General features: G+C 58.3%; 19 protein-coding genes and 2 pseudogenes. 20 read left to right on the top strand and 1 reads right to left on the bottom strand.

Annotated elements, in window-relative coordinates:
- Positions 1 to 21: 21 nt before the first annotated feature.
- From nifE to FJ490_RS28595, 6 genes are all read left to right on the top strand, one after another.
- The gene (gene nifE / locus FJ490_RS28620) at positions 22 to 1524 is read left to right on the top strand and encodes a nitrogenase iron-molybdenum cofactor biosynthesis protein NifE (RefSeq protein WP_064993524.1); all 1503 of its coding nucleotides are present in this window, start codon (positions 22 to 24) and stop codon (positions 1522 to 1524) included.
- Entirely contained in the window at positions 1521 to 2903 is a 1383-nt protein-coding gene (nifN, locus tag FJ490_RS28615) for a nitrogenase iron-molybdenum cofactor biosynthesis protein NifN (RefSeq protein ID WP_064993523.1), read from the top strand. The genes nifE and nifN overlap by 4 nt, the downstream gene beginning before the upstream one ends.
- Positions 2869 to 3366, top strand: a complete 498-nt coding sequence (gene nifX / locus FJ490_RS28610) for a nitrogen fixation protein NifX (protein ID WP_064993522.1) — start codon at positions 2869 to 2871, stop codon at positions 3364 to 3366. The genes nifN and nifX overlap by 35 nt, the downstream gene beginning before the upstream one ends.
- 14 nt (positions 3367 to 3380) lie before the next feature.
- On the top strand, positions 3381 to 3860 hold the full coding sequence (locus tag FJ490_RS28605) for a NifX-associated nitrogen fixation protein (protein ID WP_064993521.1): 480 nt from the start codon (positions 3381 to 3383) through the stop codon (positions 3858 to 3860).
- Positions 3853 to 4671 carry a response regulator transcription factor gene (locus FJ490_RS28600; protein ID WP_064993520.1) on the top strand — a complete coding sequence of 273 codons (819 nt, stop codon included), beginning with the start codon at positions 3853 to 3855 and terminating at the stop codon, positions 4669 to 4671. The genes FJ490_RS28605 and FJ490_RS28600 overlap by 8 nt, the downstream gene beginning before the upstream one ends.
- A gap of 291 nt (positions 4672 to 4962) precedes the next feature.
- Positions 4963 to 5655: a universal stress protein gene (locus FJ490_RS28595; RefSeq protein WP_224655972.1), complete on the top strand. Its 693-nt coding sequence runs from the start codon at positions 4963 to 4965 to the stop codon at positions 5653 to 5655.
- 516 nt (positions 5656 to 6171) lie between these two features.
- Here FJ490_RS28595 and FJ490_RS28590 read toward each other — a convergent pair.
- Positions 6172 to 8139, bottom strand: coding sequence for an acyltransferase family protein (locus FJ490_RS28590; protein ID WP_064993569.1), 1968 nt, complete (start codon positions 8137 to 8139; stop codon positions 6172 to 6174).
- Positions 8140 to 10395: 2256 nt separating this feature from the next.
- Here FJ490_RS28590 and FJ490_RS28585 point away from each other — a divergent pair.
- From FJ490_RS28585 to tnpB, 14 genes and pseudogenes are all read left to right on the top strand, one after another.
- On the top strand, positions 10396 to 11889 hold the full coding sequence (locus tag FJ490_RS28585; protein ID WP_224656172.1) for a SidA/IucD/PvdA family monooxygenase: 1494 nt from the start codon (positions 10396 to 10398) through the stop codon (positions 11887 to 11889).
- A 604-nt stretch (positions 11890 to 12493) separates the two neighbouring features.
- Positions 12494 to 13669, top strand: coding sequence for a redoxin family protein (locus FJ490_RS28580; protein WP_064993568.1), 1176 nt, complete (start codon positions 12494 to 12496; stop codon positions 13667 to 13669).
- 759 nt (positions 13670 to 14428) lie between these two features.
- Complete coding sequence (locus tag FJ490_RS28575; RefSeq protein WP_064993516.1) at positions 14429 to 14632, top strand: CCE_0567 family metalloprotein; 204 nt, start codon at positions 14429 to 14431, stop codon at positions 14630 to 14632.
- Positions 14629 to 14940 (top strand): ferredoxin III, nif-specific, encoded by a 312-nt coding sequence (gene fdxB / locus FJ490_RS28570; protein WP_064993515.1) that lies wholly within the window; start codon positions 14629 to 14631, stop codon positions 14938 to 14940. Before FJ490_RS28575 ends, fdxB begins: the two co-directional genes overlap by 4 nt.
- A 111-nt stretch (positions 14941 to 15051) precedes the next feature.
- Positions 15052 to 15165 (top strand): exopolysaccharide production repressor protein, encoded by a 114-nt coding sequence (locus tag FJ490_RS33680; protein ID WP_140688170.1) that lies wholly within the window; start codon positions 15052 to 15054, stop codon positions 15163 to 15165.
- Between the two features lie 404 nt (positions 15166 to 15569).
- Positions 15570 to 16583: a 1-aminocyclopropane-1-carboxylate deaminase gene (locus FJ490_RS28560; protein WP_064993514.1), complete on the top strand. Its 1014-nt coding sequence runs from the start codon at positions 15570 to 15572 to the stop codon at positions 16581 to 16583.
- Between the two features lie 430 nt (positions 16584 to 17013).
- The gene (locus FJ490_RS28555) at positions 17014 to 17760 is read left to right on the top strand and encodes a LuxR family transcriptional regulator (protein WP_064993513.1); all 747 of its coding nucleotides are present in this window, start codon (positions 17014 to 17016) and stop codon (positions 17758 to 17760) included.
- A 119-nt stretch (positions 17761 to 17879) separates the two neighbouring features.
- A complete protein-coding gene (locus tag FJ490_RS28550) occupies positions 17880 to 18077 on the top strand; it encodes a hypothetical protein (protein WP_064993512.1) in 198 nt (65 codons plus the stop codon).
- A 338-nt stretch (positions 18078 to 18415) separates the two neighbouring features.
- Entirely contained in the window at positions 18416 to 19672 is a 1257-nt protein-coding gene (gene ectB / locus FJ490_RS28545; protein ID WP_064993567.1) for a diaminobutyrate--2-oxoglutarate transaminase, read from the top strand.
- Positions 19665 to 20504 carry a hypothetical protein gene (locus tag FJ490_RS28540; RefSeq protein WP_064993511.1) on the top strand — a complete coding sequence of 280 codons (840 nt, stop codon included), beginning with the start codon at positions 19665 to 19667 and terminating at the stop codon, positions 20502 to 20504. The genes ectB and FJ490_RS28540 overlap by 8 nt, the downstream gene beginning before the upstream one ends.
- 578 nt (positions 20505 to 21082) lie before the next feature.
- A pseudogene (locus FJ490_RS33595) lies at positions 21083 to 21320 on the top strand (diaminobutyrate--2-oxoglutarate transaminase); the annotation flags it as partial.
- Between the two features lie 419 nt (positions 21321 to 21739).
- Positions 21740 to 22690: a methyltransferase domain-containing protein gene (locus FJ490_RS28525; RefSeq protein ID WP_064993510.1), complete on the top strand. Its 951-nt coding sequence runs from the start codon at positions 21740 to 21742 to the stop codon at positions 22688 to 22690.
- A gap of 343 nt (positions 22691 to 23033) precedes the next feature.
- Positions 23034 to 23876 (top strand): N-formylglutamate amidohydrolase, encoded by an 843-nt coding sequence (locus FJ490_RS28520; protein WP_084015730.1) that lies wholly within the window; start codon positions 23034 to 23036, stop codon positions 23874 to 23876.
- A 621-nt stretch (positions 23877 to 24497) separates the two neighbouring features.
- Positions 24498 to 24614: pseudogene (gene tnpB / locus FJ490_RS28515) on the top strand (IS66 family insertion sequence element accessory protein TnpB); the annotation flags it as partial.
- Between the last annotated feature and the right edge of the window lie 71 nt (positions 24615 to 24685).

Raw genomic sequence — 24685 nt, 5'->3', positions numbered from 1 at the left:
TGGACTTTGGAGACTGACGCAATGACCTCGCTCAGTGCCAAGATCCAGGACGTTTTCGACGAGCCTGCATGCGACAAGAACCGTGGCAAGGACGTCAGGGCGCGCAAGGAAGGCTGCGCACGGCCGCTGACGCCGGGAGCGGCAGCGGGCGGCTGCGCGTTTGACGGGGCCAAGATCGTCCTGCAGCCGATCACTGACGTTGCCCACCTGGTGCATGCGCCGCTCGCCTGCGAGGGAAATTCCTGGGACAACCGCGGTGCAGCTTCGTCCGGGCCAACCTTGTGGCGCACAAGCTTCACGACCGATCTTACCGAACTCGATGTGGTGATGGGGCGGGGCGAGCGGAAGCTCTTCAAGGCGATCCGCGAAATCAAGGAAGCCTATGCGCCCGCAGCAGTCTTTGTCTATTCGACCTGCGTGACGGCGCTCATCGGCGACGATATCGAGGCCGTCTGCAAACGCGCCGCCGAAAAGTTCGGCCTGGCCGTGGTTCCCGTCAACGCGCCGGGCCTGGCTGGCTCCAAGAACCTGGGCAACAAGCTTGCCGCGGAGGCGTTGCTCGACCATGTCATCGGCACGGTGGAACCCGACGACGCCGGCCCGTATGACATCAACGTCCTTGGTGAATTCAACCTTTCCGGCGAATTCTGGCTGGTCAAGCCGCTCCTGGATCGGCTCGGGATCCGGGTTCGCGCCTGCATTCCGGGCGACGCGCGCTATCGCGACGTAGCTTCCGCGCACAGCGCCCGGGCGGCCATGGTGGTGTGCTCGACGGCCCTCATCACTCTAGCCCGCAAGATGGACGAGCGCTGGGACATCCCGTTCTTCGAGGGCTCTTTCTATGGCATCTCGGATACGTCGGAAGCACTCCGCAACATTGCTGAGCTCCTGGTGAGGAAGGGGGCCGATCCGGAGATCCTGGACCGCACGGAGAGGCTGATCGCCCAGCAGGAGGCGATTGCATGGAAGAAGCTCGAAGCCTACCGGCCGCGGCTCCAAGGCAAGCGCGTGCTGCTCAACACCGGTGGTGTGAAGTCCTGGTCGCTCGTCCATGCGCTGGTGGAGATCGGCATGGAGATCGTGGGCACCTCGGTCAAGAAATCCACGCTCGAAGACAAGGTGCGCATCAAACAGATGCTCAAGGACGACAACGATACGTTCGAGCAGATGTCAGCGCGCGACCTTTACGCCATCCTCTCTGGAGGCAAGGCCGATATCATGCTCTCGGGTGGGCGCACGCAATTCGTCGCGCTGAAGGCCAAGATGCCCTGGCTCGACATCAACCAGGAGCGCCAGCACCCTTACGCCGGTTATGACGGCATGGTGGAACTCGTACGCCAGATCGACCTCGCCATTCACAACCCGATCTGGCGCCAGGTGCGCGAGCGACCCCCGTGGGATGGTCCGATCCATGGGTACGACGCACTGCCGGGCCCAAGCGACGACGCCGAGAACCTGCACGCTGTCCAGGAAACCGCCGGCAAGGCGCCGACGATTTGCGTGAGTGCTGAGGAGATCCGATGACGCGTATCCTTCCCCAGACAAAATCAGCCGCGATCAACCCGCTGAAATCGTCACAGCCGCTTGGTGCCGCCTTGGCGTTTCTCGGCATTGACGGCGCAGTGCCGCTGTTCCACGGCGCCCAGGGCTGCACCAGCTTTGCCCTCGTGCTGTTCGTGCGGCATTTCAAGGAAACGATTCCCCTACAGACGACCGCGATGGATGAAATAACAATCATCCTCGGCGGGTCGGACAATCTGGAAGAGGCGATCTTCAACCTCAAGACCCGCACGACGCCAAAGCTGATTGGGGTCTGCACCACGGCCCTGGTGGAAACCCGTGGCGAGGATTGCGCAGGCGACATTTCGGACATCAGGCTGAGACGGGCGGAAGAACTCGCGGGTACCGAGATCGTGCTGGCCAACACGCCGGATTTCGCCGGCGCCCTTGAAGAGGGCTGGGCCAAGGCTGTCACCGCCATGATCGAAGGCATTACAAAGCCTGGGGAGCGGGCGCGGCAGTCAAAGAAGATCGCGATCCTTCCTGGCTGGAACCTCACCGTGGCTGACCTCGAGCATTTGCGCGAGATGGTCGAAAGCTTTGGCCTGCAATCGGTGATCTTGCCAGACCTTTCAGGCTCGCTCGACGGTACCGTGCCAGACCACTGGGTCCCCACCACCTATGGCGGAACGAGCATCGAGGATATCCGCGAGCTCGGCACGGCCGAGCACTGCATCGCGATCGGCGAGCATATGCGCCGCCCGGCCGAGGTTCTCTACAAGGCGACCGGCGTGCCTTACGTGCTGTTTCAGTCGCTGACCGGATTGAAGGGCGCCGATCAGTTCGTTTCGCTGCTGTCGGCTATTTCTGGCCAGCCTGTGCCGGCAAGCGTCCGCCGTCGGCGGGCGCAACTGCAAGATGCGTTGCTCGACGGACATTTCCACTTCGGAGGCAAGAAAATTGCGATCGCTGCTGAACCAGACCAACTCTATCAATTCGGAGCGTTCTTCGTCGACATGGGCTGCGCAATCACGGCGGCCGTCACGACGACCGGTATGTCGAAAATTCTGGAAAAGGTACCGGCGGAGTCGATTCAGGTCGGCGATCTCGGCGATCTGGAATCACTTGCAAGCGGCGCTGATCTTCTGGTCACCCATTCACATGGACGCCAGGCCTCGAAACGCCTTGGCATTCCGCTTATGCGCATCGGCTTCCCCGTCTTCGACCGGCTTGGCAGCCAGCACAGGCTCTCGATCCTCTATCAAGGGACCCGTGACCTGGTCTTCGAGGTTGCCAACCTGTTCCAGGCCGGCCGGCGTGCGCCGACGCCTGATGAGCTCGATCCATTCCGCAAACGCCAAACGCCAGGTGAGCCCGATGCGTCGCTTCTCACTCGTCACTGACGAGGTTCACCGTCCGATGCGTGAACGACAAGCAGGCGCTTTGCGGGTGGCAATCGCTACCCAGGACGTCAAGCAACTCAACGCCCATTTCGGGTCGGCCAAGCGCTTTGTCATCTACGATATGACGCGCGAGGAGTGGGAGCTTGTGGAAGTCATCGAGTTCGACGACGTCTCCGACGAAAGTGGGAAACATCACTCCGAGAGGGATGACCGCATCACACCGAAGATAAAAGCGCTGAAGGGCTGCCACCTCCTGTTTTGCCTGGCGATCGGTGGACCTTCGGCAGCCAAGCTTGTTTCGGCAAAAATCCATCCGATCAAGGTGCGGCATACTCAGAGCATCCAAGAGGTGCTGGTTCGCACGCAGCTGATGCTCAGGACCTGCCCTCCACCTTGGCTGCGCAAGGTCCTGGCTGAGGCAGGCGTCGCGAAACAGAAGCCGTCCTTTGAAGACGAGGACTGAAATGAGGAGGCGAAATGTTCGACCCTGCCCTTAGCCTTGCTGTCGATGAGGACGAGGTGGCGCTTGCCAGCCCGTTTCTCAAATGCCTCGTGCGGCTAATACGTGCTCAGGACTCCTACGGCGCGTGGGAAGGCAAAGCGGACCGCGAACTGCTGGCCGCCTTCATCATCACCAAGCAACAGCGCCGTGCGATCCCGATCATAGGCGATCCCGACCCGGACGTCCTGTGGAGGCTAGATATGTTCTACACCGCCATTGGGCTTGCGATCGAGGAGCGCTGCGGCCTGATGGCATCGCCGATCATGGAGCTGAGCCGTGAAGGCTTTGGGCGCGTGCTTTTCACGACTGGGCGGCTGGTCGCTCTGTCGAAGACGCTGCGCGACGTCCACCGGTTCGGCTTCGAGACGTTGCGGAAGCTCGCCGGGGCCGGCACGAAGCTGGTCAGCGACGCAATCGCAGCCATCGAAACCTATCCCGAGGTGGCGCGTGCGTGATGAAGCAGGTTTCGAGCCCAGGGGCCATGACAATCTTCAGCAGCCGCGATGGCCAACCGTCGCAGCCGACGCCGTCCAGGCGGATCAAGCTCCTGAAGTAACACCGATGAAGCCACTCATCCTGATCTGTTCGCAAGATGCCGAGCTTTATCTGTTGCTCAGCCACATACTGGAGGTGGACGGCTTCGCCACTGAGCCGGTAAGGAGCGCCAAGGAAGTGCTTGCATTGGCCGACGAACGCGAATTCCAGGCCGTCGTGCTGGACTGCGGTCCGGCGAGCATAACCGGGGCCCCAATCTGCGCCCGGCTCAAGGGGGAGCCCCGGACCGCCGACCTTACCGTTATTGCCCTGATCGCGCCGGGTGCCGAGGACCAGCACCTCGATCTCCTCAAGGCTCGCATTGACGAGAGATTTGTGCGGCCGATCGTCCCGGCCAACCTGCTCGACTTTCTACGGGCGAGGCTGGCGCTGCCGAAGCGGGGCGCACATGGCGTTGAAAACGGCGGCTGGCTCACCTTTGGTGACCTCGAGATGAAGGTGGATGCCCGCCGGATTCGCGGCAATGGCCACGACATTCACCTCGGAGTCATCGAGTTCAACGTGCTGCTGCTTATGATGGAGGCTCCCGGCAAGGTCTTCAGCCGGAAGGAGCTTATCGGCACGGCTTGGGAGAAAAACATCCATGTCGAACCACGCACCGTCGATGTCCATGTCAGCCGGATCAGAACAGCCCTCAAGAAGGCTTGGCCCGGCGGCGGCATTCTCACTGTCAGGTCGGCCGGCTACTCGCTCCAGATGCCGGACGGCTGAATCAGTTGAGGTGTAGTGCCACTCCCTTTCCCTCGCGCTGTGAGTCGGTGTTGCGGCCTGCCGCTAGACTAAACGAGATACTCAGGAAGAAGCAGGCAAATGGGTTTTAAAAGCGTACTCTGTGTGACGGACGCAGACCATTCCGATCATGACGTCGAAACTGCTGCCGGCTTGTGTGCTGAAGTCGGTGCGCATCTTTCCGTACGGATAATACCGGCTCTGATGCTCGTTTTGTCATATCGGCCGATGAGAGATGGTGTCCCCGAGTGGCCCACGGGGCGTGGACAGGCAATGGCCACATTGAACAATCAGTTTCGGCAAGACAGATTTACACTGGACGTGCCCAGACTGGAAAGACGCTCCGAGAAGATCCAGGAACTGCTGAGGGCAATGTGCCTTTCCTATGATGTCGATACGGATTATTGCAATTTGACTGGCGTGGGGGAGGTGGTGCGACAGCGGGCACTCTGCGCCGACCTGACCATTGTCGGCCCCGCACTTCTCAACGACAGTGTTGTCGGACCTGTCGTCATCAACGGCAGCTTATTTGATACGGGAAAACCGGTGCTTATTGTGCCCAAGCGCGCTGAGGCGACCCTGTGGCCAAGGCGCGTCCTGGTCGGTTGGGATTCGCGACTCGAGGCATCCCGTGCCGTTCGGGAAGCGCTGGGTCTCCTATGCGCTGCTGAGGAAGTTCGTGTTGTCCTGGTGGGTCCGAAGGCGAACCACAAAGGGTACGGCGCGAAACCTGGAGCCGATATTGCTGCCTATCTCACGCGCCACGGTGCTCGGGTGTCGGTTGACCTGTTGCCAAGTGCTGGCAAATCGGCGGCCAAGGTGCTTGCGCAGCACGCAATCGATACATCTGCCGACATGATAGTCATGGGCGCTTATGGCAGCCGTCGCCTGCGTGAGCGGCTCTTCGGCGGCGCAACGAAATGGATTGTTGACAAGCCGACATTGCCGCTGTTTTTGGCGCGCTGACCGGCTCGGGAGTTGCACCGATGCCGCTCGAAGCTTTAGTTCACTTGGGCGAACTATTCAGATATCGGGAAAAAGATCGCGGCGGCGCGAAGCTCCTCGAGGCAGTGCACGAGGCCTGACCGAACAAAATGCTCCGGTCTTGAGTTGCTTGTCGAACTCTCGCCCGAGACGGCCCCAAAGGCCGTGCAGCGGCGCTGCTCGAGCTCATCGAAGCACGGCCGCGGCAGATTGGCCCAAGACGAGAAAGGTAGCTTGGCTTAATTCAGTTGAGAAAGACAGTCGTTAGCTTGGTAGACGAGTTAGGACCTATTGCTGCGGCCAGCACAGCCGTTCGCTCAAGGCAATGCTCTTTGCAGCGCCAGGCATAGGCTGCCATTGTTCCCGGCTGCCCCATGTCGAGGGCAATTGCAGCTTCATATAACTCAAGACGAGTGCCCTCAGGCAACTTAAGGTAGGGCTTTCGCCGCAGCTCGTGATGACCTTTAGCTGGCGCCGGACGGAAGCAGTGTGCGATCCTCACTGCCCCGGAAAGCCTGCCTTAGCCGAATTCATGGCTGACGAAGAGATGAGCTTGGCGAAAATAGGGGCAAGGATATGCCGGCTCGCCGGCGAAAGGTGGATCGCGTCAAGGTAGAAGACGTCTTCACCTGATCTCAGCGGGCAGTTTTGCTGCCCACACAGAGCTGGGACTATGGGAATGAACTGTACGGTTCGCGGCAGCAGATCCGCGAGCATTCGATTGTTCTGCCAGGACATCTCGGCCGGCATGGTAGAGCACGGCGCGTCGCCCTTCATGAAGTCGGCACGGACGAGGCAAGTCAGCACATCGATGGATGGTTCCGGCGTGGGTCCAACCACGGCGGTCTTGATGCCATGGGCCGCCAGTGAGGCAGCGGTCTGTTCTATCGCGGACGTGAAGTTGGCATTGGAAGTCTCCTGCGAAGGCCAGCTTCCGTCTGTCGAGAGGAAGCTGCCTCCACGCCCCGAGTAGGCGTTCCAGCGGCCTGCCAGGATCACGAGTGTGATGTTGGGATCGGCAAGCACCGATTGGAGCGCGGACGCATTGAAGGCCGGGCAATCCGCTCTCAAGGGACTGGCGGGAAGCATCGTCATGTCGGGAAAAGGAGCGCACCCCGCCTTTGTGATCTGTCTGACGCGCACGCCTGTCGTCCGGGCCGCCTCGTCTAAAGCAGAGGCAAGATGGGCAGCCTGAGAATCGCCCCACAAAACGACCCTCGGAGCGATATTGCCGAAGCCGAGGATGCATTCGCCCGTCTTGGGAATGAGCCCGCCACGCTGGAGGCAGGAAGAGGATTCGAACTTGGCTCTTTCCGCTCTGAGCGCTTGAACAGAAGGACCGTCGTCAGGACCCCGGCTTGGGAAGCCGGAGCTGTAGATGATAGCCAGGGATAGACAGCAGACGCCGGCCATTGTGCCGGCGGTCGGTACCATCCACTTCCAGCCTGTGGCCCTCCGGCGAAACGGGCGCTCGACAAAGCGCCAGGAGAGTGCTGACGCGAGCAGTGCGGCGAGTACGACCGCGACACGTTCAGAGACGAACAATTCGCGATTCCGATAGATGCCTGCAAAGACCAGCAACGGCCAGTGCCAGAGGTAAAGCGAGTAGGATGTGAGCCCGATGAAGGCGGCAGGCTTGATCGACAGCGCTTTCGAAACCATCGTGTCGCGGTGAAAGCCGGCCGCGATGATGAGCGCCGCTCCAATGCAAGGAGCAAGCGCGTATAGGCCGGGAAATGGCGTATCCTGATTGAGCAGGAAGAGTGAAGCGGTGATGAGCGCCAGACCTGAGGCAGCGAGGAGTTCCGCAATCGTTCGGGTTGGCCTCATTGCCTTAGCAGCAGGCAGCGCGATCAGCCCGCCCGTGAGCAGTTCCCAAGCGCGTGTCGGAAGCATGTAGAATACAAAGGGCGGATCGCTCTGAAGCCAGTGCTGAGCGGCGGTGATGGAGATGATGCCCAGCGCCGCGACGATGACTGCCGCCCACGGTCTCAGCCATCGCATCATGAGTATGACCACCAGAGGCCAAAGGAAATAAAACTGCTCCTCGACGGCCAGCGACCATGTGTGCAGGAGAGGGAGCGAGGTCGCGGCTTCAGTGAAATAGTTGGTGTTGACGTAAAAAAAGAAGTTGCTGGCGGAAATCGCAGCGGCAATGGCGCTGTTGCCGAAGCCGATGAACTCACCCGGCGGCAGCACAAACCACCCCATCGCAAAACATGCGGCCAGCATCGCGAACAGGGCAGGAAAAATCCGTCGGACCCGGCGGTGATAGAAGTCCAGCAGCGAGAATTCGCCCCTGTCGGTGCGCTCGATGATGTCAGACGTTATCAGGAAGCCGGAGATCACAAAGAAGACGTCGACCCCAACGAACCCGCCGCTGACCGCTGAAAAACCAGCGTGATACAGGACAACCGGAACAACGGCGACGGCCCGCAGACCGCTGATATCCGCTCGGTACTTCATGCAGCTGATCGTCCTCAGAAGGTTCCGAGCAGCGTTTTTCATGGTCGTTACGCATCGTAAAATCGATAGTTTCGATGAAGTGCATCTACCGTATGAATGCGGGCCATCGCGTGCGACTAAGAACCGAACCAGACCGGACACAAATCGCGCAACGCAGAATCCCGCTCGATCAAAGTGAAAGACGGTTTTTCACTAGAAGGCGAACCCGTCCGGTCACCGGCCACTCCGGCTTGTCAGCGTGCGCAGTGGTGCGCCGATGGTACGGGCGCCGAGGCAAAGACCGCCACTCCAGCGCGCTACATGAGCTTGAGATCGTCAGTCGGATCGATCAGCTGCTGCCTTGCGTCAGCTCGACTTGAATTGGTGTGGCTCTTGTTCATCTCTTCCGCGGTCCTTGTGCCCACCTAGCGCATGTGCGCAGTATCCACCTTCACCGCGCCCGTGATGTCGATCGGCGATTGCCGCGCGGCCGTTGAACAGACGAAACCTATAAGCGCGGCTGGACGGCCAGTCAGAAACAGCACGCTGCCGGATTGGCCACCTACCGCAGCTGCAAAGCAGGCCAGTCATCTCTCAATCGACTGGCTCGCCCGTGCCACGTGGGGCAGTTCCGATTGGGATGATCGGCATCGCCGATCGTACGGTTTCTCATAAGTAGATCGGGCGTCGAGTTTGCAGGCGAGTTGCGCAGGCATTCGTTATGGAGCTCTGGGGTTCGGTTGTTGATCGCATGCGAGGCGCACGCATTCACATCGTAGATGGGCTCCATCGAAACAATCTATTTTACGGAGAGTAACGGACATGAAAAAGCGTTGCTCGGGAGGCGACGCCCACCGGAAATCTCTCCAGGTCATGCGCAAGGCGGAAGGTGGAGCGGCGTCCTCCTTCTGATGCCTAGGGTTCATCACTCAATTTCGTCGCTCGCTTCCTGGATCCATCCCGCAGCGTCACGAGCCTGATCATTTGTGCTCGCGACCGGCGGACCCGTTCGGCGCGACCGGCAGACGATCTGCATTCCTCCAAATCCGATGCCGTGCGCGAGCTTCTCAACACTCCGGACGGATTTTCGGCGAAGGTGAGCTATCTCAAACGGTATGCCGCCACGCTTCGCTGCGGACTTAAGGGCGCAATGGATGTCGCCGAAGCCGGATCGTGGGTTGGACCCGAGGGTGCAAAGCGGTCTTGGCGTATGAGATGCATGAACGAACTGCAGCCGCTATCTCGATGACGATACCTTACTGAACCAATCGCGCGACGAGGATTGTCTGGCCAGGAACAACGTTCCGACCTGGTGGCCGCGCGCTCCTTGCCGCGATTTGGCGTGTGCTGGCGTCTTCAACGCAATCGCTGCTGATCGCCTCGAGCCGCTGTCGGCTTCCACCGTAATCGACGGCGGCTGCGCCGGCGGAGATGTAAGCTCGAGCGCAGCGGTCGGACGAATGGCCCACGTCATCGGCATTGACCTCGACGAAGGGAGCTTGTGCTGGCGCGCGAAGAAGCTGCCGCGCGCACCTTAGTCGAGTGCTAATGGGAGCGTCATGCGACGTAAGAATGCTATGCCTATCAGATCATCATGGGAGAGATCCACGTCGCATGACACATGAGACATTACCGGATTCCCCGGACGGCGCCCATCTGAAAAAAACGCTAGAGTTGGTCAAGCTGGTGCTGTTCCGAAGGGCGACAAAGTGCAAACCTTCAAGGCCTGCCGTTCAACGTCGGATACTCGACACGATCACAAACCCGCTGTCAGTTGGTTCCATCAAAGTTTCCTCCTGGCACGTCGATTGAGGGAACATTCCGAACACATCAGCGCACGTCCTGCCATGATCAGGCTAAGCGAACATTTATTCGGGATCGGAGCTACCCTGTTAGCTTACCGGTAAGAGCACCGGGACAAATCTGCCGCCGGTGCAAGGTTTCCCACCTCAACGTCGGATAGCCGACACGATCACAAACCTGCTGCCAGTTGTTTTGATCAATTTTCCTTCTGGCACGTTCGATGCAGGGAATCTTCTGAACACATCAGAAGGATGTCCTCCTATGGTCAGGGTCACTGAAGAATGCTGTTGCCGCACTGGGACCGCGCTTCGGCTGATCCACAACCGGTCAGAAGTGGGCGCATCACCTTGGAGGCGAGCGACTGCGCCCGCTTCACACGCCGAATAAGGTCGGTAAGCATCCGCTGAGCGAGACGCTATCATCGAAGCGGGTGGAAACGTCGATCCCGCGCACGGCCCCCACGTCCCGACATGAGTGTCGATCTCATCACTTGGCTGGATCCCTGGGCCTCACACAGCCGACCACACGAACGCGGGGACAAACGCTAGCGAATCCAGCCGCACCGGCGTCGAGAATGGCCGCGTAGTGCGGAAGCCGAATGACCATGGCCGATGTTCGCCGCGAGCATCGCGTGTTTGGGAAACATCTATAGGAGCAGGACAAGTGGACATCTCTTGCATTGGGGTGGGTGCTGGACCGCCTAATCTCAGCCTTGCGTGTCAGATACACGAGCAGATCGGTCGAGGGGCACTGTTCTTGGATCGGCAGGTCGACTTCCGGTGGCACCCCGGCAGCGCATTGGATTCGCCGGAACCCCAGGTCAACCACCTCAAGGATCTGGTCACGCTGGTGAACCCGCGATCAGCCTACACTTTCGCAAACTATCTATACGAGAACGGGCGTCTATTCCACTTCCTGAACGCACAGTTCGAGGCCGTGCTCAGAGCTGAGTTTGAGCAATACCTGAACTGGGCCTTCCACCGGAACCCGCTTGTCTGCGGCGGCGAGACTGTGCGCGAAATCCGCTTCGAGGGCGAATTTCGGGTGTGGACGGACGACGCAGTTCGTGGCGCCAGAGACCTCGTGATCGGCATCGGCAAGCAGCCGCGGATTCCGTCTCAGTTTCAGGGCTGGACCGGGCGCAACCTGTTCCACTTATCGGATTTACCGCGCATCCATCCTGAGGATTGGAAAAAGGACGTTTGCGTGGTTGGTGGAGGCCAGTTGGGAGCGGAGGTGCTATTACACCTCGTCGGCCTGCCAAAAGAGCGGCGGCCTCGATCGATCACTTGGGTCTCGGAGGGCGAAAACTATCAGCCCATCGACAACAGCCCGTTTACAAACGAGTTGTTCATAGCGTGCTCTTCGGATCGCTTGGCGGCAATGAGCGAGTCGCAGCGCAAACTGTACCTGAGGCGTTTCGTGCTTGCTTCCGACGGCATTTCGGAAGAGACGTTGAGCGCGATTTATCAAGCGCTATACCGGCACGCGTTTTTGGAGCCAAGCCACTGCGAAATCACACTGCGGCCGGGCTGCACCGTCTCGCACTGCGTCAACGCCGGCGCGGGTCACAGGCTGACCCTGCGCCGCGGCAGGAGTGAGCTCGAAGAAGTCACGGCCGACATCGTCATCCTGGCCACCGGTTACGAGAACGCGTTGCCAGACTTCTTGGAGCCGATGGCCTGCCGGCTGGAAAAGAGCGACAACGAATTGGCTATCCGCGAAGATTTTTCCGTGTGCTGGGACGGACCGCCTGAAAGGCGCATCTTCGTACAGAGCGCGACCCTCGGGCAGCGCGGGCTGGCTGATCCAAATCTAGGCCTGCTGGCCTGGCGAGCGCGTCGCATCCTCGACAGCCTTCTGGGACGCGTGCCGCAGGCGAACCGCGAGCATGCCGGCTTCATCAGACCTGCCCCCGTCGACAACTGGCCGCACCCCGTGGCGGAAGAAATGGGCAGCGGGATATGACCTACGGCTACTGATCACCAGCGGGAGGGGCCGAGGAATGCTGTCCGCCTTCGCTGCAGCGAAGAGCGGGGTGGATGCGGCATCCGTGTCCCCGCGAAGCAGCATTCGCGCTGTCCGTCGGCAGCTCGCACTCGACGCTGGGCCTCATCGACAACGGCTTTAGCAGAAAAGCTCAACCGTAACCGGGCGGCACTCAGTCGTTGCACGCGGGAGCCAGTCGCGGAGCTAGCCCCGCCCTTTCGAACGGCGCCGAAATGCTGCTGCTGGAGGAGCCGAGCCATTTGACCGCAGAAGAGAGCCAAGCTGTTCGGTTTCTTACGCAGGAGTGGTTGCGGTGTCCAAAAACTTACAGCCGGCAGAAACTTGTCGGGTCGAAGACAGCTGGCCAACTGGGCCTATGAGGTTTCAAAGGGGTAACCATGGAGTTAACGGGCACTAAGCGTGCTGGCACGGCCTTTGCGGCAATACTCGTGAGGGCTGACCGCATGAGAACACGCAAGCCGGATTGGTTGCCTGCCAACTCGTGTGTTCCGCTCTTGAGAGAGAGAACGACCAGCTAACCCATAAGCGCCAGGAAAGGTGTGGGAATTTGGAGAACGAAACGGTGTTGCGTATTGAGTCCCCCGCTCCGCCAATCAAAGTGGACACTTGGCTGCGTGGCGAACCCATCACGAACTTTCAGCCCGGCAAGGTCTGTCTGGTCGAATTTTGGGCGACTTGGTGCGGACCTTGTGTGGCGGCTATACCCAATCTGATGCAGCTGCAAGAGGAATATCAAGACAGTGGATTCGAGGTCGTCGGAATCGCAACTAGCGAACAGGCTCCAACCGCAGACGAGGCGCGGACCAAGTTGGATGCGTGGCTGACCGAGAGGTTCCTGAATCTGAATTACCGGATTGCGTTCGATTTTACCGGTGAAATGAACAGACTATGGATGCAGGCGAGTTCTTCTCCCGGAATCCCTGAGTCGTTCCTGGTTGATGGCAACGGCCGCATCGCTTTCATCGGACACCCGGCGGAACTCGATGAGGTTTTACCCAAAGTTCTGAACGGCAGCTGGCGCAGCAGCAATGAAGCGAGGGCCGCCGACATAAGGCGGTTCGCTACTAGCCAACGCACAGCGCGCGAACGGGCCCGGACCAAACCGATATACGCCAAACTTAAGCCCGCCACACAGGCCGAGGATTGGCCGGCCGCACTCTCGGCAGTTGAAGAAGGCCTGGCATTGATGCCGGACTATATCGGGTTTCGGCAAACTCAAGCGAATCTTCTGCTTCACAAGCTGCGGGACATGCAGAGCGGCTTGCCAGTCATGCGCCAGTTAGTCGAGGACGCGATCAACAAAAAAAACGAGGCCGTGTCTTGGATGGTCATGGCCCTGAATCAGCTCTTCGATCCCGCGATAGACAACTCCCATCTTCCCCGTGCTGAGCGCTTTGCGATAGGCAACACGCTCTCGGAACAAATCCTGACACTGAATCCCCCGGATGGCGACGGGCGCCTTAAATTCCGTTGCTACCTCCCGGTAGCTCAGTATTACCACGAGAGCGGCAACAACGCTCGCGCGATCGAGTTGATCGAAGCGGCACTGAAATCGCTGGATATTCCGGAGCCAATGCCTGATCACATCAAACAGACACACCATAGCCCCTTGCTTCAAGCCCTGGCCGACTACACGGGTGAGAACGTCTGTTGCGGGGACTTCTGTGTGGCACCGCAATCAAGGCTCCTGAACACTAAAGCGGAGTGGCCTCATGAGCAGAGATTGCAAAAGGCATGACAAGTGGAATCGAACCCTGGTCAATTCGCCCAATGCATGCAGCCCGCTCGCAGCAAGTATGCCCATGCAGCACCGAGGGGATCGTTGCTGTAGGTCAAGGCTGGGGCGTCAACGACCTCCAGAGACGGTTCGCCGCGGACGCGATGTTCGACGAGAATTTAAGCTATCGCGGAGGACGTCACAGTCCAGGACATGTTCAAGGTCGGCCCAAGCACAGCATTACCTGGAACCCGGCCCGGCCAAGCCGGGGGGCGGCCGCGTAAGCGGGCCCGAAGTTGGCGCAGCCGAACGCAGAGCTCGCCCTCTGAGACGACACTGAATTGAGGAAACGATATGTCTCACACCGCGCTTGATCCTGCCCGTCGACCATCGAACGGCTCCTGGCGCTGATCCGAGCTCAGGACAGGCGATGCCAGGGCAAATGACCGAGCTGCTGGTCGGCTTCATCATCACGAAAAACTGCGTCCTTCAGATCCCGATCATTGGCGATTCTGCTGTGTAGGCTCGACATATTTCACACAGCAGCGGGGATTGTGATCGAGGAGCGCTCTTGCGTGACCACATCGCCAACAATGATGAAATCGATCGGGGTTTCGGGGTTTTCACGGGCGGGCAGTTAATCGTTTGAGACGTCCACCGCGTCGTCTTCGAGACTTTCCGGAAACTTGCCCGCACCGGTACGAAACTGGGCGACGATGCGACTGCGGTCATTGCCTGTCCGACGTTGCGAGGATGAAACCGAATTTTCGAGGAAGGCTCATGTCAAATCTGGATGAGATGTTGAAGAAAGTCCGAAAGCTGCAACTGCGCGCGGCGATTGCCAAGACGAACTTGCGCGACCTTGCCGAGGGCCTCCCGAACAAATGGACTGAGATAGCGGAAGTCGCCGAGACAGCGCACGCTGTTTATGCCGAGTTGAATAGTGCCCGGAGAGAGCTCGCCAAAATGAGGACCTTACGATGACGAGCATCACCCGCGACGGCTCCAAATGGGTGCCGGAATATCTGGCCGCTATAGACGAGAAAATCTGTATCGGCTGCGGTCGCTGTTTCAAGGTCTGCTCGCGCGAGGTCATGCATCTTCACGGCGTGGATGACGCGGGTGAAATCCTCGGCATCTGCGACGGGGAAGACGACGACTTCGACGGTGAGCTCAATCGTATGGTCATGGTAGTGGACCATGCCGGCCGCTGCATTGGCTGCGGAGCCTGTGGCCGTGTCTGCCCAAAGAACTGCCAGACGCATGTCGCGGCCGACCAGATTGCAGCATGAGCAGCATCAATGACGGGATAGGAGAACGACTTTGGACCTCATCATCTTTAGTCGACTCGCGGCGGTGGTTGGAGCGGCAACGCTGTGTCCGTTCTCTTCGCTTAGCACGCGATCCGTCTAGCCGTCGTCGCTACGCTGGCCTGTTCGCTACTGCTCCAGAGGGATTATTTCGGCAGCGTGCTCTTTCTGCTCTGGCGGTCCAGTGTGCTTGTCGAGCAGAGGTAAGGGTAGGCCAACGCAGTTCGAACCAGCCGCCACAAGATGACGAGTTGAGGAATGAATGTTCAGATGTATCTCAGCTCGTTCTGACTGCGCTGTGTGTTGACGCTGTGTTGAGGCGTAGTGACAGAGCGGAACTCACGTTCACGCCCAACAAGAGACATCGAATTGATAGGACAAGAATACAGGTGGGCCGGAACTGGCCAGGGGTGGCAACATGCTCGGTGAAGCTGTTTGCGTTCGCCACGCACATAGGAGGCTCGCAGCACGCCGGCACCGGTCGATCGAACGGAGACGCCGGCGATGATGTGAGTCACTTCTACAACGTTCCAGAACATAGCTGGCTCAGCACGAACGCCCATGACCTAGGCTGGAGATAGTTCAGCTTGAATACCTCTGCTGGAGAAAACATGCTGAAAAAGTTCCCACGCTATCCGCTCACCTTTGGCCCAACGCCGATCGAGAAGCTCGACCGCCTCGGCAAACATCTGGGCGGCAAGGTAGAGATCTACGCCAAACGCGAGGACTGCAACTCAGGTCTCGCGTTCGGTGGAAGCAAGCTGCGCAAGCTCGAATACATCGTTCCCGATGCGATCGCGTCAGATGCTGATACGCTGGTCACCGTCGGGGGCGTGCAGTCCAACCACACCCGGATGGTCGCAGCGGTCGCGGCCAAGATCGGCATGAAATGTCTTCTGGTTCAGGAGAGCTGGGTTCCACATGACGATGTCGTCTACGACCGGGTCGGCAACATTCTTTTGAGCCGCATCTTGGGCGCAGAGGTGCGCCTGGTCGACGAGGGCTTTGACATAGGTATCCGCTACAGTTGGGAAGAAGCGCTCCATGATGTCAAGGCAAGGGGCGGCAGACCTTATGCGATACCGGCCGGGGCCTCTGTCCACAAATACGGTGGCCTTGGCTATGTGGGGTTCGCTTACGAGGTGCGCGACCAGGAGAAACAGCTTGGTTTTGCCTTCGACTACATTGTGGTCAGCACTGTCACAGGTTCAACGCATGCCGGCATGATCGTCGGGTTCGCGAAGGACGGTCGACAGCGCAACGTGATCGGTATCGATGCATCCGCCACTCCAGCAAAGAGCAAGGCGCAGGTGCTTAGCATTGCCAAACGTACAGCGATGCTCGTCGAGCTCGAAACGGAACTTGTCGAGGCTGACGTGGTGTTGCTCCAGGACTACGCGTACCCGCGCTATGGCGTTCCGTCCGAGGAAACGAAGGAGGCGATCCGTCTGTGCGCGCGGCTCGAGGGTATGATCACCGATCCGGTCTATGAGGGCAAATCGATGCAAGGGATGATCGACCTCGTCCAGAAAGGTTTCTTTCCAGAGGGGTCGAGGGTCCTTTACGCCCATCTGGGTGGCGCGCCCGCAATCAATGGTTACGGCTACACCTTCCGTAACGGCTGACGGGCGACAGCTCGCGTATGCCGCCCTGCCGTGCCGGACGTGTCCACGACAGTGCCGAACCGGAAAGGCCGGAGCCAATTCCGCGGACGGTCGATGATCTGGTAAATAATTCAGAGCGTTACGCGCAGAGGCTCGCGACCAAATTCCTCCCTGGGCGGTTGGCCGTCGAGAGACACGAGGCCGTTGAGTTCGTGCTCCGCTGCCATTCTGCGACCCAACGACTGTTCACTCCGCGACAAAGTGCGTTCGGTTCATCTCCTGGGTACCTTACCCAGCCCATTGCAATCTGAAGAAAAGCTTTGCGCCCAAGTTGGCACGACTCTTGAAGCTCTGTCGACAGGGGAGGAGCCAGGACTCAGATTCCACCACGCAATTGGGATGCTGGGCTGGAGCAGCTCGCACCAATGAGAACGCAACTGAAGGAGAGATCATGGAATTCTCGCGGATTGCGGCCGAGTTAAGCCTATTCCTCGACACGACTAATGATGTCGCTGAATCCGAACAGTTGTTCGAATTGTTGTCCGCGTTTGCGCTGAATTTCGATTGCCCGTGGATAGCCTATGGCCCCCTTGCACCAGAACAAAAGGTTTTGAAGCCGACCCGACCGGACTCTGCGATGATGTGGAATTACCCTGATGAATGGCAGGAGCGCTACTTAAAGATGGGTTATGCCAAAATAGACCCGCTCATCAAGAAAGGTCGAAAGGGGGTAGGGCCCTTCCGGTGGAGTGAGGTTTATACCCACGAAAGCACGACTGAAAATGAACGCCGCGTCCTGGACGAGGCGGGGACGTTCGGCTTGAAGTCAGGCGTTACCGTTCCATTACATGGTCCCGCTGGCAGCTTTAAGCTTATGTGTTTTGCTAAATCCTCGGACGGCGAATTGGAAAATAGAGCGATCACCTATCTGCAAATTGCCGCAGTACAGTTTCATCTGAGGGTTGCGAAGCTCGGAACGCAGAGGTCATCGGAGCACGCCTATAAGATCTCTGATAGGGAAAGAGAGTGCATTCATTGGATATCGAAAGGAAAAACGTCAGGGGAAATAGGGACGATATTAGGACGGTCCCAAAACACGGTTGATTTCCATGTGAAAAACGTGATGCGGAAGTTGGACACGACCCGCAGAACGGCACTTGCTGCGAAAGCTGTGGAACTTGGGATTATCGAACCATAGAAAGGAAGATTCGGCGAGCTCGGTGCGCGGCCTGTCGTGGAGCTCGAGCCTCGTCATACGCGGCGCCGATGGCTGCCGCAACCTCCAAATCCATCACTCGCTCGCCGAGAAGGCCTATCATGTCGCGCAAGAGACCGGCCAAGAGCGCACGCAGGTTCCTCATGCCATCGGTCGTCGATGATTCCTTTAAGACCCGCAACCGAGCTTTGCCGGGGAACATCGATGACCGGATGACCGCCGCAATGCCGCTCGCTGCGGCACTGTTGAGGGCGCTCGCGAGCGGCTTCGCGATCGCCGCGCTCCACAGCCTGTGGTGACGTGCTCCAGCGGTCGGACGACTCCTATGATTTGGTCGGCCGAATTCTCGCAGGGGCGATGGGGCTGATCCGTCAACTACCCGATGCCGTAGTATCGGTGCTTGTCCGGAAAATCTATATGTTGTCCACCGCATTCACCCTAGGTATCAGCTCTGGAGCAACGCAATAATGGGGTATTTTTAAGAGAGATAGCCACACCAATTAGAATTCCCGCGAAGTACCGGCCCAAAAAAGTCAATCCGACGATTCTGGTGTCAATGTGACATGAAGAACATTCACCACGAGCAGAAAGTTTTATCACTCTCCCCGTGAATGATCTCCGTGCAGAGGACCTAAAGATGAACATCAACGCGTTCACGGCTCATGAATCCAATGTTCGCCGATATTGCCGGGCCTTTCCCACAGTCTTTACGAAGGCACTGGGGGCGACGATCTGGGACGAGACCGGCAAGCCTCACATCGATTTCCTTGTGGGTTCCGGCGCGCTCAACTACGGACACAACAACCCGAATATTATGGCACCAGCAATCGAATATCTTATCGGTGAGAACATTGTGCTGTCGCTTGATATGCATACGGTGGCTAAGCGTGACTTCATTGAAGCCTTTGTGGATTCGATCCTGAAACCCAGGGGGCTTTCCTACAAGATACAGTTTCCTGGGCCGACGGGCACAAACGCCAACGAAGCGGCGCTGGCCCTTGCGCGAAAGTATACCGGCCGCTCGAGCGTCATGGCATTCACAAATGCGTTCCACGGTATGTCGCTCGGCTCGCTAGCGATCTCGGGGTCGGCGTCCACCAGAGAGCTGGGAGGCGTTGCGCGCCACGATGTGATCCGTATCCCATTTGACGGCTATCCGAGCCAAGCGTTCGATTCCGCCAATTACATTGATTGCGTTTTGAGCGACCCAGGGAGCGGCATAGAAAAGCCAGCCGCAATCATTCTGGAGACCATCCAGGCAGAAGGGGGCATGAACGCCGCATCCGCGGCTTGGCTCATAGAAATTCAGCGCATTTGCCGCAAGCATGGCATTGTTTTTATCGTCGACGATATCCAGGCGGGTGCGGGCCGAACAGGCGATTTCTTCTCCTTCGAGTTCGCCAAAATCGAACCCGACATCGTGTGCCTTTCCAAGTCACTGAGCGGTTCAGGGAGTCCGTTCTCCATTGTCCTTATTCGCCCCGACATGGACATATGGAAACCCGGAGAACATAGCGGGACCTTCAGAGGCAATAATTTCGCCTTCGTGACGGCAGGGGCCATGTCCAAAATGTGGTCGGACAGCCGGTTTACTGCAGGCGTGGAACAGACAGCGGCCAAACTGCAGGGGCACCTTGACCGCCTCGTCGCGAAATTTCCCAGATACATTGAACAAAAACGGGGCCGCGGTCTGATGGCTGGCCTCAAGTTCCGTTCACCGGCCCTGGTCGGCAGCGTGCACGATGTCGCGTTCGAGAATGGCCTGCTTATCGAATCCTCAGGGCCAAATCGCGACGTGATCAAAGTCCTCCCGCCGATAACCATCACCGATGTCGAACTTGATAACGGCGTCGCCATTCTTGACCACGCACTACAGGAGCAAGACAATGCGTAATCAGATTCCTCAACCGCCCGCCATCTCTCCTGTTTCGATCAGACACCGGACCGGCTCGATCAGCACTGCTGACATCATCTCGGTCCTGAAAGGCGAGACGACCGCTCTGCACATCAAGCAGGCTTTCAGCACTGAAGTAGCCGAGGAGATCAGCGCGAACTTCAGTGCCAGTACCGGTCTCAAGCAGCGAAAGGATGGAGTGCCAGGACAGTATGTTGGCGCATCCCACTACAGGAAGGATGCAGCCACCTATTTCGCAGAGGCCGAAAATGCGCGGCCGCACGTCGAGGCCCTGTTTAAGAATTTGGTTGACCCGGTCCGAGCAATATTCAGCGCATTGAAGCGCGAGCTTCACAACCAGGGCATCGAACTGCGACTGGCCCGTTCAGAACACGGTCAGGCCAATGTTTGTCGTGCCATCAACTGGTCTGGCAGCGGCGCATTTTCATTGGACCCCCACGACGACGTCGCTCAAGTCTTATGTGCTGGCAATGGTTATGAGCTTTCTTCCGTGGCGCACAACACTGTCGCAGCATTTAACTTCTATCCGAGCATGCCCGAGGAAGGCGGCAATCTGAGGCTCTGGAGCCATAAGCCGACAGTTGCCGACCGAAAGTCGCAGGGCGTGGAAACCACCGGCTATCCCTACTCGGCAGCCTATCTCGAGGCCGTTCCTTGCCGCGAGATCCAGCTCAAGGCCGGGGATATCGCTTTGATCGATGGCGGCTTCGTTCACGGGGTTACCGGTCAACCAGGCAACGGAAAGCGTCGCTTGTTGCTGAACAGCTTTTTCGGGTTTGCGCGGCCGGATCTTGTTCTCTGGTGGACCTGACTTTGGAGGACCGACCTTTAATGCGGATGGATTGCGCATCTATCAGCGTCGATGCGCAGTCGACTGCTGCTGACCTTCGACTTACGCCCGCCCGCCACCGGATCGCCCGCAACGGATGATTGCGCCGCACCCGCGCCTCAAGGTCAACATAGCTAAACAGTTCGCCAGCTCGATCGTCGCCGCCGCGCACGTCACTTCCGAATCCCTTCGGAACCAGTGAATTACCGCTGCGATCCGGTGGCGAGTGCCTTTTCAACAGCTTGCTAGAGAAATACCCAAACATCGGGGTTGCAGTCATGCTGGAAAACCGGTGCGGTTATGTCAGTCGCCCATGCCAACAACGCCGCCGATAGCGCTGCCGCAAAGGCGGGTACTGACTGTCAAGGTATCGCTATCCCAAGCGTTGCAACAGATTCGTCAAACAAGTTTACAGACTCTTTGCGAATGCAAGTCGCTGACCATGGTAAGTTCGCTTTAAGTCCGAGATTGGCCGTAGCTAATCGTCAACTCAATGGTTTGGAATGCGTGAACATAGAACCTGCAGCTTTGATCGCAAGACGCACCAGAGAGGCCCTTTAATTGATATCGACATTTTCGAAGCTCATGAGTCTAACGTTCGTCGCTATTGCCGGTCGTTTCCAACCGTCTTTACGAAGGCCCTCGGAGCGACAATCTGGGACGAGGCCGGTAAGCCATTTCTCGATTTCCTTGTAGGGTCCGGCGCACTCAACTAGGGACCCAACTATCCTTGCGCCAGCAATTGAATATCTCGTCGGTGAAAACATTCCTCTCTCGCTTGATATGTATACTGCGGCAAACGTATCCGGGCAAAGACAACGAGGACGCGCTACCGTGCAGCAAGAAGGGGTGGGTAACTACCGAACAGGCGCATATCCCTATTTCACATTCATCAAAATCGCGTTGCAAAAGGTATGCATGATTGCTGTAAGCTATAATGTTTACTCAGAATATGTGACGTATAATTGTGTAAGAGACTGTCGAGAGTTCGAGTTCAGGAAAATTCTATGTCATTTGATTTAGACAACTTTTTCTGGTTCGATGCGGGGACTTTGGCCGGAAAGGGTTCGGCCACGCTCGTTCGCCTCCGCTCGTGGAGCAGTGCTGCTATATCACGGAGGCGGTCTGCAAAGTAAATCATTCCACCCTTCATCGCTGAGATCCGGCAGGGAACTGTCGATCTGTTCGCTGGCAAACAATCACCAGGGAGAACTACAATGTTTCGCAATAATTTGAATTCGGACCTCGTCCAGTTGCAAAAGATCGACCCGCTGGCCTTCAAGGCGATCGAGCCCGGAATAGCTAGAGAGTCATCCGCCTGCCTTACAAATCTGGCGAATCTCTCGCGCAATGAGTTCACCTCGGAAGGGCGTGGGGCGGATTACCTCGATAGCATCCAACTGTCGCTGCTGGCACGATCGGAGGGTGTGATGGATCTTCTGGGCAAGATGCACCCCAATGGTTGCGACGGACTTTGTTCATCAATGATCATCTGCGATCTTCTCGCCGGTGACGGCTACGTGAACAAGGTAGCCCATCAGATCTTGGGTGCGGCGCGCTGCCCGACGTTCATCAACTCTGACATCTCTCAGTTCATGGTGGACCGTTGCATCCGCGACGGCCTTTTCGCAATCTGGCAAAGCGCGACCGATCCGTTCTGGATTAAAGACGGGTCGGTGGACGGTGTGCTGATGGCTTACGGCACGCACCACATCCCGCACGCTCAACGCACCACCGCTGTCCAAGCGGCTGCGCGAATTCTTCGGCCCGGTGGCGTCTTCGTTCTTCATGACTTCGAAGAGGGTTCAGCCACCGCCCGCTGGTTCGCTGACGTAGTGTCAACTCATTCGGTGACGCCACACGACTATCCTCATTTCACCGCGGGCGAGGTTCTTGATCTGTTCGCTGCTGCGCAGTTCGATGAGGTGACTGTGCAGCGAATTACAGACCCATTCGTCTTCCAGGCAGAAGACGAGGAGAGCGTTCTCCAATCGCTGGCCAAATACGTCGTGAAGATGTACGGGCTAGAGAAGCTCCGCAACGATACGCAGCGTGTGCTCGCGCTTCTTGATGAGTATTTCGGGCTCGCCGTGACGGGAACCTCTCGCGGTGGCTTCGAAGCGCGCATAGCGCGCAACGCTTTGGTCGGCAGTGGGCGACGGGTGTGAAATTATCACTGGGTCGACCAAGGTCGATTTCTGCTTCACCCTGCCGTGTGTCATCTGCTTTGAATTCTCGAATTGCTACCGCTCAATTAGAGTTGTCTAGCCCAACAGTATGAAACGTATCAACATCGGACACAGCGAGATATCTGAACAGGCGATTGGCTTTCACTCAGTCCGATCGATAGACGAGGTTTCTGGCGAGGCGCCGGAACTTGCATGTCGTGCCATGGTATCTAAGAGAGGGCTCGTCAATCGCCTTGATCATAGCCGCGCATCTTGATCGCCTGCCGATCTTAGAGTCGATTGGTGCCCTCGCAACCGATCTGCCCTCGCAACTGAGAAGCCAATGCCACGGCACCTACTCCAAGCACCTATCGAACTAGAGGATGTACCCGGATACCGTTGGAAGGATGGGCTTCTTGGGCCGGATGAGCCTAACCCGGTTGGGCATGTTTGCCCGACAGGATCATCGCCGTTTCTTCTGCTCTGCGATCATGCTGGTCGGCTGATCCCTAAGTCGCTCGGGTCTCTTGGCGTCTCTCCAGCCGATCTCATACGTCATATTGCTTACGACATCGGTGCTCTCGGCGTCAGTAGACGGGTGTCCGAACGACTCGACGCCGAGTTGATCTACCAGCGCTACTCCCGGCTTATCGTTGACTGCAATCGTCCACCCCACAACCCGACAGCATTTGTCACGATGACCGACGGAACGACTATCGCGGGGAATCTGGATCTAACTGTACCGGCTGCTGCCATGCGCCTGTCTGAGATCTTTCATCCCTACCAAGCGAGGATCGAGCATGTGGTTCGGACCCGTCTTGCCGCGAAACGTCCAACGGTGATCTTGACCGTCCACAGTTTCACCCCTTGGCACACCGACTACCCGACGCCGCGCCCTTGGCACCTAGGCCTTCTTTTCAACGAAGATCGCCGCCTGGCAGACGCGCTGGCCGAAGAATTCAAGATGGCGGGCGATCTCGACATTGGCTTCAATCAGCCTTACGCGCTGGAAAATGAGTCGGATTATGCAGTCCCCGTCTACGCGGAACATCGAGGTCTGCTCGGAATCGAGTTGGAAATTAGGCAGGATATGATCACGGAACCGGCCGATCAGATCAAATGGGGTGATCGGTTAGCGGAAGCACTGAGAGCTGCGCTTAGACGCATCGCTCCTGAATTTGTCTGAAAGGAACGCACGGCCCGAGCCAGCACTCTCGGAATGAAAATCCCCGCGTGGTGATGATTGGCAATCAGGGCTTGTCGGTTGTAATAAAATGCGCGGACGCTCGTTTCCGGTGGAACGCGTAGCGGCCTATTCGGCAGATTTGCAACCTGAGCGGGCCCGTTACCTTAACCACTGTGCGGAATTCGGGCCGACTCCCGCTTCGCTGACGATAAGGCGCATCGAGCTTGAACACAGTAAGGGGTGGTGATCAACGGTGCCGGCGGTCGGCGTCACTGGTCGGTGGATGACAAGGCGCGGATCATCGCGGAGACGCTGGAGCCGAACGCAATCATTTCCTAGGCCGCCCGTCGGTATCGCCTTAGGCCGCAGCAGGTCTTCGCCTGGCGCCGCGAAGCGCGCAAAAAGGCCACTTCGGTGCAGCAAGATTCTCCTGCCTTTGTGCCGACGGTGTTGGCGGCGGCGGAACCTGTAGTCAGCCGTTCACCGAAGCAGCGGAAACGGCAAGCCACCCGAGATGCCGGTATGATCGAGCTTGAGATCGACGGCATCGTCATGCGCGTCGGCCGGGGCGCCGATATCAAGACGGTGGCCGCAGTAATCCGCGCGCTGAAGGCGGACCTCGTGATCGGGCCGACGGGGGCGGTCAAGGTGATGGTCGCGACGAAGCCAGTGGACTTCCGCAAGGGCGCCGAGGGTTTGGCCGCGCTGGTGCGCGAGACGATGGGCGCCGATCCGTTCTTATGCATCGGGTGAGATTTTGTGGCGGAGCCGTCCTGGCGCCAGCCGAGGTCTGCCAAATCTGGAATCCT

Origin of the sequence: Mesorhizobium sp. B2-5-11 (genome assembly GCF_006440835.1) — a bacterium.
Lineage (GTDB): Bacteria > Pseudomonadota > Alphaproteobacteria > Rhizobiales > Rhizobiaceae > Mesorhizobium.
The sequence above is the reverse complement of the archived record's forward strand: the minus strand, read 5'-3'. Positions and strand labels throughout refer to the sequence as shown.

What these genes read in the sequence shown, in the direction of transcription:
- ectB (WP_064993567.1), top strand. Translation starts at nt 18,416, where the DNA reads ATGAACATCAACGCGTTCACGGCTCATGAATCCAATGTTCGCCGATAT.
- FJ490_RS28550 (WP_064993512.1), top strand. Translation starts at nt 17,880, where the DNA reads ATGTCGCGCAAGAGACCGGCCAAGAGCGCACGCAGGTTCCTCATGCCA.
- FJ490_RS28575 (WP_064993516.1), top strand. Translation starts at nt 14,429, where the DNA reads ATGTCAAATCTGGATGAGATGTTGAAGAAAGTCCGAAAGCTGCAACTG.
- FJ490_RS28540 (WP_064993511.1), top strand. Translation starts at nt 19,665, where the DNA reads ATGCGTAATCAGATTCCTCAACCGCCCGCCATCTCTCCTGTTTCGATC.
- nifN (WP_064993523.1), top strand. Translation starts at nt 1,521, where the DNA reads ATGACGCGTATCCTTCCCCAGACAAAATCAGCCGCGATCAACCCGCTG.
- FJ490_RS28605 (WP_064993521.1), top strand. Translation starts at nt 3,381, where the DNA reads ATGTTCGACCCTGCCCTTAGCCTTGCTGTCGATGAGGACGAGGTGGCG.
- FJ490_RS28520 (WP_084015730.1), top strand. Translation starts at nt 23,034, where the DNA reads ATGCCACGGCACCTACTCCAAGCACCTATCGAACTAGAGGATGTACCC.
- FJ490_RS28525 (WP_064993510.1), top strand. Translation starts at nt 21,740, where the DNA reads ATGTTTCGCAATAATTTGAATTCGGACCTCGTCCAGTTGCAAAAGATC.
- nifE (WP_064993524.1), top strand. Translation starts at nt 22, where the DNA reads ATGACCTCGCTCAGTGCCAAGATCCAGGACGTTTTCGACGAGCCTGCA.
- FJ490_RS28560 (WP_064993514.1), top strand. Translation starts at nt 15,570, where the DNA reads ATGCTGAAAAAGTTCCCACGCTATCCGCTCACCTTTGGCCCAACGCCG.
- FJ490_RS28555 (WP_064993513.1), top strand. Translation starts at nt 17,014, where the DNA reads ATGGAATTCTCGCGGATTGCGGCCGAGTTAAGCCTATTCCTCGACACG.
- FJ490_RS28590 (WP_064993569.1), bottom strand. Translation starts at nt 8,139, where the DNA reads ATGAAGTACCGAGCGGATATCAGCGGTCTGCGGGCCGTCGCCGTTGTT.
- FJ490_RS28595 (WP_224655972.1), top strand. Translation starts at nt 4,963, where the DNA reads ATGGCCACATTGAACAATCAGTTTCGGCAAGACAGATTTACACTGGAC.
- fdxB (WP_064993515.1), top strand. Translation starts at nt 14,629, where the DNA reads ATGACGAGCATCACCCGCGACGGCTCCAAATGGGTGCCGGAATATCTG.